13 protein-coding genes, 1 tRNA gene and 1 rRNA gene are annotated in these 14,800 nt (G+C 37.0%); 4 read left to right on the forward strand and 11 right to left on the reverse strand.

What is annotated here, in order from left to right:
* Positions 1-40 precede the first annotated feature (40 nt).
* Positions 41-2,188, reverse strand: a complete 2,148-nt coding sequence (locus FYJ79_RS03985) for a Tex family protein (RefSeq protein WP_154514694.1) — start codon at positions 2,186-2,188, stop codon at positions 41-43.
* Positions 2,181-2,633, reverse strand: coding sequence for an NUDIX hydrolase (locus tag FYJ79_RS03990; RefSeq protein ID WP_154514696.1), 453 nt, complete (start codon positions 2,631-2,633; stop codon positions 2,181-2,183). Before FYJ79_RS03990 ends, FYJ79_RS03985 begins: the two co-directional genes overlap by 8 nt.
* Positions 2,634-2,761: 128 nt before the next feature.
* Between FYJ79_RS03990 and pepV the strand changes: the two genes are divergently transcribed.
* Both pepV and FYJ79_RS04000 read left to right on the forward strand, forming a co-directional pair.
* Positions 2,762-4,129: a dipeptidase PepV gene (gene pepV, locus FYJ79_RS03995; RefSeq protein WP_154514698.1), complete on the forward strand. Its 1,368-nt coding sequence runs from the start codon at positions 2,762-2,764 to the stop codon at positions 4,127-4,129.
* 64 nt (positions 4,130-4,193) lie between these two features.
* Positions 4,194-4,279 (forward strand) — tRNA-Leu (locus tag FYJ79_RS04000).
* A 58-nt stretch (positions 4,280-4,337) separates the two neighbouring features.
* Here FYJ79_RS04000 and FYJ79_RS04005 read toward each other — a convergent pair.
* The 7 genes from FYJ79_RS04005 to FYJ79_RS04035 all read right to left on the reverse strand — a co-directional run bounded on the left by FYJ79_RS04005 (position 4,338) and on the right by FYJ79_RS04035 (position 11,287).
* The gene (locus FYJ79_RS04005) at positions 4,338-5,243 is read right to left on the reverse strand and encodes a LysR family transcriptional regulator (protein ID WP_154514700.1); all 906 of its coding nucleotides are present in this window, start codon (positions 5,241-5,243) and stop codon (positions 4,338-4,340) included.
* Positions 5,244-5,512: 269 nt separating this feature from the next.
* Complete coding sequence (locus FYJ79_RS04010; RefSeq protein ID WP_154514702.1) at positions 5,513-6,442, reverse strand: alpha/beta fold hydrolase; 930 nt, start codon at positions 6,440-6,442, stop codon at positions 5,513-5,515.
* A 33-nt stretch (positions 6,443-6,475) separates the two neighbouring features.
* Positions 6,476-7,432 (reverse strand): 2-hydroxyacid dehydrogenase, encoded by a 957-nt coding sequence (locus tag FYJ79_RS04015; protein ID WP_229771307.1) that lies wholly within the window; start codon positions 7,430-7,432, stop codon positions 6,476-6,478.
* A gap of 2 nt (positions 7,433-7,434) precedes the next feature.
* A complete protein-coding gene (locus tag FYJ79_RS04020; RefSeq protein ID WP_154514706.1) occupies positions 7,435-8,082 on the reverse strand; it encodes a hypothetical protein in 648 nt (215 codons plus the stop codon).
* A gap of 56 nt (positions 8,083-8,138) precedes the next feature.
* Positions 8,139-9,119: a cadherin-like beta sandwich domain-containing protein gene (locus FYJ79_RS04025; RefSeq protein WP_154514708.1), complete on the reverse strand. Its 981-nt coding sequence runs from the start codon at positions 9,117-9,119 to the stop codon at positions 8,139-8,141.
* On the reverse strand, positions 9,116-10,054 hold the full coding sequence (gene metA, locus FYJ79_RS04030) for a homoserine O-acetyltransferase MetA (RefSeq protein WP_154514710.1): 939 nt from the start codon (positions 10,052-10,054) through the stop codon (positions 9,116-9,118). The genes FYJ79_RS04025 and metA overlap by 4 nt, the downstream gene beginning before the upstream one ends.
* Before the next feature lie 12 nt (positions 10,055-10,066).
* Positions 10,067-11,287, reverse strand: coding sequence for a deoxyguanosinetriphosphate triphosphohydrolase family protein (locus FYJ79_RS04035; RefSeq protein WP_154514712.1), 1,221 nt, complete (start codon positions 11,285-11,287; stop codon positions 10,067-10,069).
* Between the two features lie 53 nt (positions 11,288-11,340).
* Here FYJ79_RS04035 and FYJ79_RS04040 point away from each other — a divergent pair, with 53 nt between their 5' ends.
* The gene (locus FYJ79_RS04040; protein ID WP_154514714.1) at positions 11,341-11,781 is read left to right on the forward strand and encodes a GAF domain-containing protein; all 441 of its coding nucleotides are present in this window, start codon (positions 11,341-11,343) and stop codon (positions 11,779-11,781) included.
* A gap of 57 nt (positions 11,782-11,838) precedes the next feature.
* On the opposite strand, the gene nagB is transcribed toward FYJ79_RS04040, so the two are convergent.
* Positions 11,839-12,564, reverse strand: a complete 726-nt coding sequence (gene nagB / locus FYJ79_RS04045; RefSeq protein ID WP_154514716.1) for a glucosamine-6-phosphate deaminase — start codon at positions 12,562-12,564, stop codon at positions 11,839-11,841.
* A gap of 266 nt (positions 12,565-12,830) precedes the next feature.
* Between nagB and ptsP the strand changes: the two genes are divergently transcribed.
* Positions 12,831-14,552, forward strand: coding sequence for a phosphoenolpyruvate--protein phosphotransferase (gene ptsP, locus FYJ79_RS04050; RefSeq protein WP_154514718.1), 1,722 nt, complete (start codon positions 12,831-12,833; stop codon positions 14,550-14,552).
* Positions 14,553-14,704: 152 nt separating this feature from the next.
* Here the strand turns inward: ptsP and rrf are convergent.
* Positions 14,705-14,800, reverse strand: a 5S ribosomal RNA gene (gene rrf / locus FYJ79_RS04055); the annotation flags it as partial.

Genomic DNA, 14,800 nt, shown 5'->3' on the forward strand with positions numbered 1-14,800 from the left:
ATGATATTATCATACACTTTTTTTGAAAAAAAGCACGAATTTATGAAGCAATCATTGATAATCCCACACGATTACGCTTCTTGTCAATGTCAATGACATAAACATCGACGATATCACCTACATTGACCACTTCTAATGGGTGTTTGATATGACGCTTGCTCATTTTTGAGATATGTACAAGCCCATCTTCATGTAAGCCAATATCGACAAAAGCGCCAAAGTCAACGACATTACGCACAGTACCCGAGAGTTTCATATTCAACTGTAAATCATCAAGCGTTAAGACATCACTGCGTAATACAGGTGCTTCATATTCATCACGAGGTGAGCGTGATGGTGCTTTGAAGGCATCTATTAAGTCTTCTAGTAAATATGTTGAAAAATGTAATTCTTCTCGAGCCTGTTCCTGATTCAATGTTTTTAAGACTTCCTGCATTTTTGATGTTCCAATATCTGCAATGGAAAGATGAAGATAATCTAAGAAACGCATCGCATCATCATAGTTATCAGGATGAATGGCCGTCTCATCAAGAATATTAAGTCCTTCTGGAATACGCAAGAAACCAACAGCCTGTTCATAGGTCTTAGGCCCTAATTTTGGCACATCTAGCACTTCCTGACGTTGCTTAAACATGCCATTTTCTTCACGATATTTGACAATGCTTTTGGCTGTTGATGCGCTTAAGCCAGAAACATACTGTAAGAGTGATGGTGATGCTGTATTGATATTCACACCTACCTGATTGACAACTTTTTCGACAACGAAATCAAGCTGTTCTCCTAAAGCCTTCTGGTTCATATCATGTTGGTATTGACCAACGGAAATAGATTTTGGATCAATCTTAACAAGTTCTGCAAGTGGATCCTGCAGTCTTCTTGCGATAGAGACAGCCGAACGTTCTTCGACCGCAAAATCAGGAAATTCCTCTTTAGCCAGCTTACTTGCCGAATAGACAGAAGCCCCAGCTTCAGAAACAATGACATACTGGACATCAAGCTTATATTTCTTAATAAAAGCAGCAATCCAAGCTTCTGATTCTCTTGATGCTGTTCCATTGCCCATAGCAATGACTTCAACATGATAGTCTTTGATCATTCTAAGTAGTGTTGCTTCATCCTGATGATGATCTTTATTAGGCAATGAGATATAACATTTATCTATGCCAAGCACTTTACCCGTTGGATCAACGGCTGCAAGCTTACAGCCTGTTCTAAAGCCAGGATCTAAGCCAAGTACATATTTATCTTTTAATGGTGCCTGCATGAGGAGATGTTCTAAATTTGTTGAGAAAAGTGCAAGTGATTTTTCTTCTGCTCTTTCTGTCAATTCATTACGGATTTCACGTTCAATAGAAGGTCTGATTAAACGATCAAAAGCATCCTTGACGCACGCTTCAATGATATCATTGACTACACTCTTCTTATGACCAACGATACTTCGATTGATATAGTCATAGAAACGCTCTTTATCAATATCAAAAGACACACTTAAAATCTTTTCCTTTTCGCCACGATTAATAGCAAGAATACGGTGTTCCCTCAAATTCTTAATACGTTCACTATATTCATAATACATGGCATAAATGCCTTTTTCATCAACTGCATTCTTTTTTAATTTCGTTGTCAGAATTCCTGTTTTGTTGATGAGATTCTTTGTATATTGACGATATTTTACTTCATCACTGATTTTTTCAGCAATAATATCTTTTGCCCCATCAATAGCTTCCTGAATACTTGTTACATCGTCATTGATATACTGTGATGCTTCTTTTTCAAGATCTCCCTTGATAGGTAATAACATTATCCAATTAGCTAATGGTTCTAAGCCCTTGGCAATAGCGACAGTCGCTCTTGTCTTCTTCTTTTCTTTATAGGGACGATAGTAATCTTCAACTTCAGTCAGCTTACTTGCTTCAAGAATAGCTTTCTTCAGTTCATCATTCATCATGCCCTTTTCTTCTATGAGTCTGATGACATCTTCTTTTCTTTCTTTAAGCTTAAGAGCATAATCATAATCTTTTGCGATGGCTCGAATTTGATCTTCATTTAATGCACCTGTCACTTCTTTACGATAACGGGCAATAAATGGTACCGTGGCTCCTTCACTTAATAAATTGAGGACTGCCTTAACTTGGGCTTTATGAATTTGTAATGTCTTGGCAGTTAGATTGATAATTTCTTCATTCATGTCCTGATTCCTTAATTTCCTTATATTCTTTCATCTTATCATATTCACTAAGAGCTTCCTTGATATCATTGAAGATATGAGGATCAAGAGTTGCCTGAAGTTCTTTTTCATCCACCCACTTATAATCCGTATGTTCCTCACTAATTTGCACATGGTCATCTTCAGGAATAGCTAAAAAGCCAATTCCTACAGTCTGATAATCCTCACGAATAGCTGTGAAAGTATAGATTGGCTTTATTATTTTAATCTTCAAGCCTGTTTCTTCTCGCAATTCTCTTTTCAAAGCCTGATGGGGTGTTTCTCCATATTCTAAGCCACCCCCAGGAAGTTCCCAATATCCTAGTCCATCGGTAGAAGGACGAACTCTTTTCATGATAAGTGTCTTTCCATTATACACGCAAATTCCTTTTACCGTTATGTGAAATCTTATTTTTTTCTCTGCCATCTCTCTCTTCTCCTTTTTGTGTTATATTAACACTCTTTTGATCGAAGACAAATCTTTTTTGACTTTGCTGAATAATTCTAATGTCAGACTGATGAAAATTCGCTATAATGTTGAGCGAGGTGAATAAAATGGATTTTAAAAAAGAAGCTTTACAATATAAAGATGCTTTACTTAAAGATTTAAAAACACTCTGTCAGATTCCTTCAACAATGGATATGTCGAGCGCAAAAGATGGCCAGCCATTTGGTGAAATGCCCCGTGTTGCCTTAGACCAAATGATTGCGATTGGACAACGTGATGGGTTTGTGACTGATAACTGTGATGGTTATGCTGGTTCAATTGATATTGGTGAAGGCGATGCCGTATTTGGTATCCTAGGTCACTTAGATGTCGTTCCTGTCAATAAGACTGGATGGCATTACCCACCATTTGATTGCACACAGGACGGTGATATGCTTTATGGCCGTGGTGTTGCAGATGACAAAGGTCCTTTGCTGGCAGCCTATTATGCAGCTAAAATCATCAACAAGATGGACTTCGAGAAGAAGATGAAGATACGTGTGATCTTTGGGACAAATGAAGAAAATGGTTCAGAATGTGTGGCATACTATTTCAAGCATCGTCCTTATCCTGCTTTAGGCTTTACGCCTGATGCTGACTTCCCTGTTGTCTACGGAGAAAAAGGTATCGCTAGAATCAATGTCAAAGGACATTTTGCCCCTAATGGCCTGATGAGTTTTATGTCAGGTGATGTTGTCAATATCGTTCCTGGACATGCACAAGCCGTTGTTGATAGTCATGATGACTTAACAGAAAGCTATCAGGCTTATTTAGAAAAGCATCAATTAACGGGTGAAATTGAAGATTATCATGGCAAAACTAAACTCACTTTAAAAGGTGTTTCTGCTCACGGTTCAACACCTGAACTTGGTCAGAATGCAGCTGTAATGCTAGCTCATTACTTAGTTGATCATGTAGAAAATGATTTTGTGAACTTTATAGACAAATATTTCTATGAAGATGTCAACGGGAAAAAGCTTGGTGTCTTTAAAGAAGGTCATATGGGCTTAGTGACATGTAACTTAGGCATTATCAGCTATAGCGAAGGTAAAGGCAGTTTAAGCATTGACTTCCGTCTTCCTCATGAAATGAGTGAAGAAGAATTTATTCCTACGCTCGCCACAACATTCACAATGCATCATTTCACAAGTTTTGACTATGACTGGACGAATGCCCTCTTTGTCAATCCAGAAAGTGATTTGATCAAGAATCTTCATCAGGCTTATGTTGATGTCACTGGTGATCATGAACATGGACCTCAGTGCATGGGTGGTGGGACTTATGCAAAGGAAATGCCTAATTGTGTAGCGTTTGGTGCTGAATTCCCAGGTCACAACAATGGTATGCATCAAAATGATGAACATATTCTTATTGATGACTTAATGGATGCTGTGGCCATTTATGCTGCTGCACTTTACAACATCCTTAAGAAATAGCTCTTGCATTTAGTAAAGAGGTTTGCTATAATGGGAAAGCACTAAGTAAAGTGCTTTCCAAAATGCGGTCGTGGTGGAATGGTAGACACGCAGCTTTGAGGGGGCTGTGGGAGTACTCCCGTGTGAGTTCAAGTCTCATCGACCGCACCATTTTAATAACATGAGTCTTCGGACTCTTTTTTATTTTCAAAACAGCTAGCAATCTCTGCTAGCTGTTTTCTGTATGTGCTTTTAAGCATTCAATATATTCTTTCGCAAGTGGTGAGAGTGTTGTCTTATCATGCGTTAAATAACCAATCAACATATAATCATCCACATCCAAAGGAATGGATACAATATTAGGACCATTGAGTTCTTCTGAAATAACCCCTGTTGAGAATGTATAACCATCCATCCCAATAAGGAGATTAAAGAGTGTTGCACGATCGGTTACAACCAGGTCTTTCTTGACATCCCTTGTTGATAAGATTTCTTCGGAAAAATAGAACGAATTACGATCCGTCTGTTCATAGGAAAGTCTTGGATACGGATCTAGCTCTTCAAGCGTAATTTTCTTCTTGTTGGCAAGAGGTGAATGTGAGCCTAGGAAAACATGTGGTGTTGCTTTAAAGAGTGGATGAAAGCTTAAATTGTTTTCTTTGAGTGTACGTTGAATGATGGTTTCGTTGAATTTATTGAGATAGAGAATACCAATCTCAGAGCGCAATTTAGAAACATCTTGAATTAAGGCAAATGTCTGTGTTTCACGCAAATGAAATTCATATTCATCTTCCTTGTGATTATTCAACAAATCCACAAAAGCTTCCACCGCAAAAGAATAATGCTGGCAGCTGACCGCAAATTCTCTCTTTCCTGGTTTCTTGTTCATATACTTCTCTTCAATAAGTTCTGTCTGTTCAAGAACCTGGCGGGCATAACCTAGGAATTCTTCCCCTTCTTGTGTTAATGTCATCCCTTTATTGTTACGTCTAAAGATGGTAATTCCAAGTTCTCCTTCTAGCGAATTGAGTGCTTCGGATAGTGATGGTTGTGTTATAAATAGTGATTTTGCCGCTTCTGAAAGTGTTCCTTTAGCCGCAATCATGACTACATATCTTAGTTGTTGTAATGTCATAATAATCCCCCGTTTGCCTCATTATACAACAATTCCTTATAGAAAAAAGAAAAAGATGGCCGAATGTGTTTGGGAGCTTTCGGTCATCCGTTCTATAGAATCTATTGGAGTTAGATTCTTCCCCTATAGAATATCTATTCTACCTGATGGTGAAGGGGAATCCATCAGCTTCTCTCTATAGCTATACGTTTGGCTTATAGCTATGGCTGCACTATAGCATTCTTTTTTCACTTTGAAAAATATTTATTACCTATTCATAGCTATAGGAATTAACTATTAAGTTTACTTAAAAGCCAGCGATAGAGATCTTCCTGAACAGTTTGGTAGTCAAGTTCATTTAAGATTTCATGACGATCCTCAGGATAGTATTTAAGCTGCAAATCACGTATATGAGCTTTTTTGAAACGACGATAGACTTTCTGGACGCCTTTTTCAAAGCCACCCACTGGATCCTTACTCCCACTCACGAAGAAGACGGGAAGGTTTGATGGGATTTCTTGTGTATGCTTCAGTTTTTGTATTTTCGCAATGAGAGAAAAAAGTGTATAGAATCCATTCAATGTAAAGATGAACGTATTGAGTTCATTAGCACAAAAGTCATCAACGACTTTCTGATCACGAGTTAACCAATCAAACTTTGTTCTTGCTGGCTTGAAGGACTTATTATAGGACTCCAAAGCCAGTTTATTGACGAATGGGGAGCGATACATCCAGCCCTTTCTTTTCGCCATGATCTTACATAAGGCTTTTCCAAATGCAAGCTTATAACTTGGCTGATAACCTGTTCCCATAATAATAGCACCATTGATATTCATCCCATATTCCTGTATATAGAGTGTCGTCAAGAAGCTACCCATCGAGTGTCCAAGTATGAAATAAGGCTTTTCTGGCCATTTTTCAGTGATAATATGTCTTAGCTTCTCAACATCTTTAACCAAATAGACTTCCCTTTCTTCAAAGAAATAGCCTAGTTCATCCTGATTTCTTATCGAGCGCCCATGTCCTAACATATCCTCGCCAACAACCATAATCCCTCGCTCTGCAAGAAATGAAGCAAAACGATCATAGCGTTCTATAAAGTCATTCATGCCATGGACAATCTGAAGTATTGCGACAATATCACCCTCTGGCTGCCAGCTCACATAGTGAATTTGTGTCCGCATATTACTTGATGTAAAATAATCTTCTTTCTTGATCATTTATTATTCCTCCCTTTTGAAAAAAGACATCTCTTAGCGAGATGTCCCGTTGACAACATTTATAGGATCACCGGCAAGATAATGATCCACATTACTTTTAATGATTTGATAAAGTCTTTCTCTTGTTTCTTTGCCCTTCCAGCCCATATGAGGCGTGATAATGACATTCTCCATATCATAGAGTGGACTATTATCGAGAGGTGGTTCTTTCTCAAGAACATCCAGTCCCGCCCCAGCAATCATTTTATTTTGTAATACTTTAATTAAGGCCTGTTCATCAATCAAGGCACCTCTTGCCGTATTGATGAGATAAGCCGTTGGTTTCATTAAAGCCAGCTGACTTGCACCTATCAAATGATAAGTCTCTTTATTGAGTGGACAATGCAAGCTAATAAAATCACTTGTTTTTAAGACTTCCTCAAGAGAAGTAAAATGAATACCATCATGATCCTCTCTTGGTGTTCTTGCCGTTACGACAACCTTCATGCCCATGGCCAATGCAATCTTGATGGTCTCTTTCGCAATATGACCATAGCCAACAACACCTAACACCTTATCATTGAGTTCAATATGGTTGACCATTAAATGTTGTGTGAAGTTTGAATGGTCTTTACGTTCTAACATTCTTAGCTGCATTTGCATACTGCTTGCCAGATTAAGCATCAACATGATAGCTGTCTGGGCAACACGCTGTGATGAATAGGCAGGAATATTACATACAGTTATGCCTTTCTTATTGCATGCATCAAGGGGAATATTGTTGTAACCGGTACCTGCTTCAATAATAAGCTTGATTGAATCATCAAATGCTTCAACCATCTTCTCACTTAGCACAAGCTCTTTTGTTATGACAATGGTTGCCCCTTGAACACGTTCACATATCTCTTCTTCACTTGAATGCTGAAAAACCACAACATCATCACCTAATTGATGAAAATCAAGTAAGTGATCATAATTCATTTTTTCTTCATTTAATACAACAATTTTCATAGCTATCCCTTCGTAATCGCAATCGTCTTGATTGTCCATTGCTTCTTATCATTCTGGACAAATTTCATTGTCCATGTTTGTTTTGTATATTTCATTTTGGCTAAATAATCCGTCTTCAGATAATGAATCAAGTCAGCAGCAATACCTTCAGTGACCGCTTGCTTCATACCATCTTCACCGCTCTTTTTATAAACAGCGACAAGATCTTGTTGATGAGCATTAATATAAGCTGTGGAAAGTTCATTCGCTTTTGTTTTCACCATTTCTTGTGATACGGATGATGTATTCAGATAGGAAAGCTTTGCAGAAATACTATACTGACTATTATTATAATCATCATTGAGCTTGATATTTTCAAACATAGCTTTCTTAATGCTTTGTTTATAATCTTCTAATGCCTGTTTTGTAGCATCTGATGCATTGGTAAGATAGTTCGCATATTCCTCATCAATAGTCTGATCGACATTGTCAATGGCAATTGCCTTACCTACACCTTTTGCACACAGTTTCTTGGCACCATTAAAGTCACCATTATCAATCTTCTTTAAAAACAATTGAGCCTGCTTGGTTACTGGCTCTTTATAATTAGGTGCACAAGCTGTTATTGTCAACGTAAGAATGACTGCAATACTTGTTATGAGCTTCTTCATTTCTTCTTCCTCCTTGCCTTATTGTATCACTTTTATCCCTATACAAAAAGGAAGATTCAATAATGCGAATCTTCTTTTTGGTTCAATATTGAAACTTGTCTTAAGGCATAATATTCCTTGATTTCTGCAATACGCACTCTTTTAAAGTGCTGAAAATACCATCTAAAGCCTACAAGAACAACAATCAGAATACCAATAATAATCTGGTAAAAGATTTCATGATTCTCTTGATCAACAAGTGCTGCTTTATAGATCTGCAAGGAATGATCTCTTTGATCATACTGATAGATAGCCTTTTGTCCTTTCAAGTTTTCTAAATATAATTGATAGTAATGTGGATCACCATCCTGATAGACCCAGCCGGTGATTGTCTGGTTGTTGATGGTGAAGGTTTTAGTATGAAAATGTTGTCTTTGTTGTAAGCTTTGAGGAATATCCACCAATATATAGGTTGTATCATTCAGTTCAATGCTTCTAAATAGACCTTCTACTTTACCATCTTTGACATAATAGAATGCTCCCTGACCACTTTCATCTTTTAGAAAACAGATGGTCTTATTGAGTTCCTCATTATGAAGAGCTAAGGCAGATGTGTTTTGTATCATGGTTGTGGTGGGAATGAAAGATGTAGGCACTTGTACCCCATCAAAGCTATTCACCAGCGTCAAAGTCTGGCCATGATATGTCACTTGAAGAGGCTTAGGCTGGCGTACTACATTGATTGTATAATGTGTTGTCCATTTTTTACCAAATCTCACAGTGATGACAAAGACTTCTTGGTCTTTATCAATAGGGAAGCTTCCCAGCCCAGTTACAACAGCCTGCTTATTATGTGCTGTCGCCGCAATGGTTATCATTTGCGTATCGTTTGATATATTCAATGTATATTGCGTCACTGTTGGTGAAAAAGCCGGCGAAAGTGTCTGAGAGAGCACTGTAAGCGAGTCAAGCGTGCTATTGGCATTCAATGCATGAACAGACGTCATACAAAGCACACACATCAGCATTCCAACAAAGACTCTGATGCCTTTTTTCACTTTGCCCTCTTCTGGATTTCTTCAATCTTATATGGCGTTTCCTGATAAACATAATAATTAAGCCAATTCGCAAATAATAAATAGGCATGGGAACGCCATTTCACTTGGATATCCTGTGTTGGGTCATCATCATGGTAATAATTCTTAGGAATTTCTGCCACAATATTTGGATTCGCCAAATCACGCTTATATTCCTTATCAAGCGTATCCGTATCATATTCAGAATGTCCTGTCACAAAGAACCGCGAGCCATCTTTTTCGGCAACAAGATAAACACCCGCTTCATCACTTTCCGCTAAAATATCCAGACTCTTAACACTAGCGATATCTTCTTTGAGAACCGTTGTATAGCGTGAATGAGGTGCATAGAATTCATAATCAAATCCACGTAATATTTTACGCTTCATTTTGTTTGTATTGATATGGTGACGATAAACACCTGTTAACTTATGCTTCAAGAGATATTTATCTAATCCATAATAATAATGAAGGGCTGCCTGCGCTCCCCAACAAATAAAGAAGCTGCTAAAAACATGGGTTTTTGCCCATTCCATGATGTCACAAAGTTCCTTCCAGTAATCCACGTCTTCAAAAGCCATGCGTTCTACCGGTGCACCAGTAATAATCATCCCATCATAATACTGATCTTTGACATCATCAAAGAATTTATAAAAGGATTTAAGATGTTCCGGATTCACATGGACTGGTGTATGTGTGGCTGTACGAATCAAATCAACTTCGACCTGTAAAGGTGTGTTGGAAAGGAGTCTTAAAAGCTGTGTTTCAGTCACTTCTTTTGTTGGCATGAGATTTACAATCATGACATGAAGTGGTCTTATTTGTTGAGTTGTAGCTCTTGTTGTATTCATGACGAAGACATTTTCGTCTCTTAAGATTTTGCCTGCAGGCAAATCATCTGGTAAATTAATTGGCATATTTTCACCCCTTTAGAATGATAATAGTTCGTTGAAAGATTTAATGAGAAATGTGTCTGTCATTCCTGCTAAATAATCAAGAATGGATTTTGTGATGGCTTGTGGATCGTGTTCAAAATCATAAATCACTTTATTTTCATAATTTGGATTTCTAGGTATATGTGGAAATTGAGCATGTTTTTCTAAATGCGCTAAATAATGTGTAATAAGGGTATGATATTGATCTCGATCATCTTTTAAGTCTTCAAGAAATGTTGGTGATTGATAATAATCATAAAGGAATTCAAAAAGAGAATTCATCATAAGCTTAACATAATTATTATGAATATCAACACGTTTAATCAAGTAAATATGCTTATAATTAAAATTCATAATGATATGCATCTTACGATATGCTTCTTCACTTAAGCCGATACCTGCAGATGAAGAATGATGAATAACATCCTGAATAAAGTAATTCACAACCGAGCCATTATTAATCGCATTGAATTGATAACCACCCAATGAATTAAGTTCATCCCTTAAAGCATTCACTTCATTGTGATCAATAATATGAAGACGTAGTGCATCTTCAATATCACGTGCTAAATAAGCTATTTTATCACTCATCTTCACAACGCATCCTTCGTAAGTATATGGCTCAAACATCCCAGGACGTGTAAAATCCTTTTGTAAATCAATGACTTCATCACGTGGTGTAATCAAGGCTTGTTGCATTTCACCACAATGGGCAATAATACCATCACGTACTGCATAGGTCAGATCAAGATTGTAAAAATGATGATAGTCATCTTCTAGCACTTCAATATCATCGACAAAGTGCAAGCTATTACGTTCATGCCAAAATGGTTCAAGATGATAGTGCTGACTGATATCTTTTAAAATGCGTTCACCACCATGACCAAAGGGTGCATGTCCAATATCATGTCCTGTCGCAATCGCTTGCGTTAATTCAGTATTCAATTTCAGTTCCCTCGCAATCGTATTCGCAATGGACGAGACAAGATTGACATGTTCTAAGCGTGTACAAACATGATCATCATCAACCGCAAAAAAGACCTGTGTTTTGTTTTTCAAACGGCGATAGCCTTGTGAAAAAATCAATCTTGTATAATCCCTGACAAAAGGTGTACGAATGTCATATGCACGTGTATAAATCGCATGTTCTCTTTTTATTGCCTGCTTGTATTTAGGATGGCCTTCAACCATGGCATAGTCACTTAAATCCATCATATATCCCCCTTTCCTATTAGGTTTATGGTATACTACCCAAAGGGGGTAAATCAATGGAAACTTTAGAATTAGAACAATTAAACGCACTCCTTGAAGCAGAGAGTCATTCTATCGCTAATCTCGCTAACGCTAGTAGTTTTCTCTATAATACTATGGATCATTTGAACTGGTTAGGTTTTTATCTTCTTGAAGGTGACACATTAATATTAGGTCCTTTTCAGGGTAAGGTGGCCTGTACACGTATTCCAGTAGGCAAAGGCGTTTGTGGCAAAGCTGTGGCTTTGAAGAAGACATTGCGTGTCGATGATGTTCATCAGTTTGCTGATCATATTGCCTGTGACTCTGCTAGTAAAAGTGAGATTGTTGTGCCACTCATTCAAAATGGTGAAGTTATTGGTGTCTTAGATGTGGACTCACCTATGCTTTCACGTTTCACGATTGAAGATCAACAATATTTAGAAGAAGCTGCAAGGATTATTGAAAAACACATATAAAATGAAAAAGTGGTTAAGATTCTTATCTTAGCCACTTTTTATATGAAAGCATAAATTTTATAAAAGTGAAGCGGCAGCTTCATCAACAATGATAATAGCGTCCTTATGTCTTTGAAGAATACTTGCAGGAAGTTCTTCTGTCACTTCTCCTTCCACCAAGCCTTTTACAGCTTTAGCTTTACGTTCACCACAAGCAATAAGCAGAACTTTATGTGCATCCATAATTTCCTGTATTCCCATTGTAATCGCATGTGTTGGTACAGCACTTACGTCGCCATTGAAGAATAATTTCGCATTATCTTCAATTGTTGACTGTTTTAAAGCGATATAATGAGTTGTTGAAGTAAATGATGTTCCTGGTTCATTAAAGCCGATATGTCCATTACTACCAAGCCCTAATAACTGAATATCTCTAGGATGATCTTTGAGAAGCTGACTGTAATTCTTTGTGACTTCATTAATATCACCCTTTCCACTAGGTACATGAATATTCTTTTTATCAATATCAAGTTTATTAAATAAATGATGCCACATGAAATAATAATAACTCTGTGGATGGTCATCAGATAAACCATAATATTCATCCAAGTTATAACTTTCAATATGCTTATAGGACGTATGATTCTTTTCATGATCTTCCTGCATTAATTCATATAATCGAACAGGAGTTGAACCAGTAGCTAATCCAAGTGCAGCATTAGGTTTGTTTTTAATGATATCAAGCATAATTTCTAAAGCAGCTCGACTTGCTTCTTCATAATCTTTTTTCACAATAACTTTCATCTCTCTCACCTCACATACATTATAGTAGTAGTACTTAGAGAAATAAAGCATTATTTTCATATTTTGAAAATTTAAAACCCTTTCATTTATTAACTGTAGTTTTTGTATATATTTTTGATTCTTTTACAACATATATATAGTATTTCTTAGATTCCTATGAAAATACTTAGAAAATATAGGCTTTTTGGTATTAGAACGTTTTCATTTCCCCTTTATTTTACGACTTTTATAATGTAAAATACAATTTAGATGGAGGTATGTCAAAAATGACAAATATAAAAGGTATTGGTGCATCTAGCGGTATTGCGATTGCTAAAGCATACAAACTAGAAATGCCAGATTTAACAGTATCTAGAGATACAGTAGAAGATACTGCAGCTGAAATTACAAAATTGTATGAACATAAGGCTGCTGTTGAAGAAGAAATCAAAACAATTAAGGAAGCTGCATCAAAGAATCTTTCAGAGGAAGAAGCAGCTGTGTTTGATGCGCACTTAATGATGCTTAATGACCCTGAATTTGCTGGTCAAATTGAAACAAAGATTAAAGATGAAAAATTAAATGCTGCAGCTGCACTTGAAGATGTCGCAAATATGATGATTGCGATGTTCTCAAGTATGGATGATGCTTACTTTAAAGAAAGAGCTGCTGATGTAAAAGATGTTTCTACACGTTGGAAAGCTCATCTTTTAGGTAAGAAATTACCTAACCCAAGCTTAATTAGTGAAGAAGTTGTTATTTGTGCTAATGACTTAACACCTTCTGATACTGCAACATTAAATAAGAACTTAGTAAAAGGTTTTGTAACAAATATTGGTGGTAGAACTTCACACTCTGCAATTCTTGCAAGATCTATGGAAATTCCTGCTGTCGTTGCTACAAATGCAATTATGGACAATGTTAATGACGGTGATTTAGTTGTTCTTGATGGTACAACTGGTGAAGTGTTCGTTAACCCTGATGAAGCAGTTGTTAAAGAATATACTGAAAAGAAAGAAGCATTTGAAGCTTATAAAGCTGAATTAAAGACATTAGTTAATGCTGAATCAGTATCTACTGATGGTCATAAAACTTTATTAGTTGCTAATATTGGTTCTCCTGAAGACCTTGAAGCTGTTAAGGCTAATGGTGCTGAAGGTGTTGGTTTATTCAGAACAGAATTCTTATATATGGAATCTGATACATTACCAACAGAAGATGAACAGTTTGAAGTATATAAAAAGGTTCTTGAAGGCGTTAATGGTCCAGTTGTCGTAAGAACATTGGATATTGGTGGAGACAAGAAATTGAAATCATTCGAAACACCAGATGAAATGAACCCATTCTTAGGTGTTCGTGCCATCCGTCTTTGCTTCCAGCATGAAGATATCTTCAGAACACAGTTAAGAGCATTACTGAGAGCTTCAATCTATGGTGATCTACATATCATGTTCCCAATGATTGCCACTTTAGGTGAATTCAGAAAAGCTAAAGGAATCTTAATGGATGAAAAAGCTAAATTAGAAGCTGAAGGCGTTAAGGTTTCAGATCATTTCGAAGTTGGTATCATGATTGAAATTCCAGCTGCCGCTGTTTTAGCTGACCAATTTGCTAAAGAAGTTGATTTCTTCTCAATTGGTACAAACGACTTAATCCAGTATACATTTGCTGCTGACCGTATGTCATCAACAATCAATTACTTATATCAGCCATTTAACCCATCAATTTTAAGACTTGTAAAGAATACAATTGATGCAGCACATGCTAATGGTAAATGGACTGGTATGTGTGGAGAAATGGCTGGCGAAGCTTTAGCTGCTCCATTATTACTTGGCTTAGGACTTGATGAATTCTCTATGTCAGCAACATCAATCTTAGCTCAAAGAAAGAGAATTAGATCTCTCTCATATGAAGAAAGCAAAAAGCTTGCTGAAGATTGCTTAAACAATACAATGACAATGGAAGATGTTGTCGCTAAGGTTACTGAAGCAACAGGTATTACAGAATAATATAGTCTTTCAAACGAAAAGGATTGGTTACAGACCAATCCTTTTTCTATCTCATAATGATAATCTTTTAATAGTGATAACTATTAATGTATTTTCATCATACTATTGTGAATCTAAAACAAAAAGAAAAAGGACCTTCCGGTCCTTTGCCTACCTGGCAGAGCGCTATTGTCGCACTTGCGCACTATCGTCGCCGCTGCGGCGCTTAACTTCTGTGTTCGGGATGGGTACAGGTGTGCCCGCCGCGC

The sequence above is a fragment of the Sharpea porci genome (genome assembly GCF_009695655.1).
Taxonomy (GTDB): Bacteria; Bacillota_I; Bacilli_A; order Erysipelotrichales; family Coprobacillaceae; genus Sharpea; species Sharpea porci.

Bases quoted from the DNA above. Each gene is read 5' to 3' on its own strand.
- FYJ79_RS03985 (WP_154514694.1), bottom strand. From the start codon at position 2,188: ATGAATGAAGAAATTATCAATCTAACTGCCAAGACATTACAAATTCAT.
- FYJ79_RS03990 (WP_154514696.1), bottom strand. From the start codon at position 2,633: ATGGCAGAGAAAAAAATAAGATTTCACATAACGGTAAAAGGAATTTGC.
- pepV (WP_154514698.1), top strand. From the start codon at position 2,762: ATGGATTTTAAAAAAGAAGCTTTACAATATAAAGATGCTTTACTTAAA.
- FYJ79_RS04005 (WP_154514700.1), bottom strand. From the start codon at position 5,243: ATGACATTACAACAACTAAGATATGTAGTCATGATTGCGGCTAAAGGA.
- FYJ79_RS04010 (WP_154514702.1), bottom strand. From the start codon at position 6,442: ATGATCAAGAAAGAAGATTATTTTACATCAAGTAATATGCGGACACAA.
- FYJ79_RS04015 (WP_229771307.1), bottom strand. From the start codon at position 7,432: ATGAAAATTGTTGTATTAAATGAAGAAAAAATGAATTATGATCACTTA.
- FYJ79_RS04020 (WP_154514706.1), bottom strand. From the start codon at position 8,082: ATGAAGAAGCTCATAACAAGTATTGCAGTCATTCTTACGTTGACAATA.
- metA (WP_154514710.1), bottom strand. From the start codon at position 10,054: ATGCCAATTAATTTACCAGATGATTTGCCTGCAGGCAAAATCTTAAGA.
- FYJ79_RS04035 (WP_154514712.1), bottom strand. From the start codon at position 11,287: ATGATGGATTTAAGTGACTATGCCATGGTTGAAGGCCATCCTAAATAC.
- FYJ79_RS04040 (WP_154514714.1), top strand. From the start codon at position 11,341: ATGGAAACTTTAGAATTAGAACAATTAAACGCACTCCTTGAAGCAGAG.
- nagB (WP_154514716.1), bottom strand. From the start codon at position 12,564: ATGAAAGTTATTGTGAAAAAAGATTATGAAGAAGCAAGTCGAGCTGCT.
- ptsP (WP_154514718.1), top strand. From the start codon at position 12,831: ATGACAAATATAAAAGGTATTGGTGCATCTAGCGGTATTGCGATTGCT.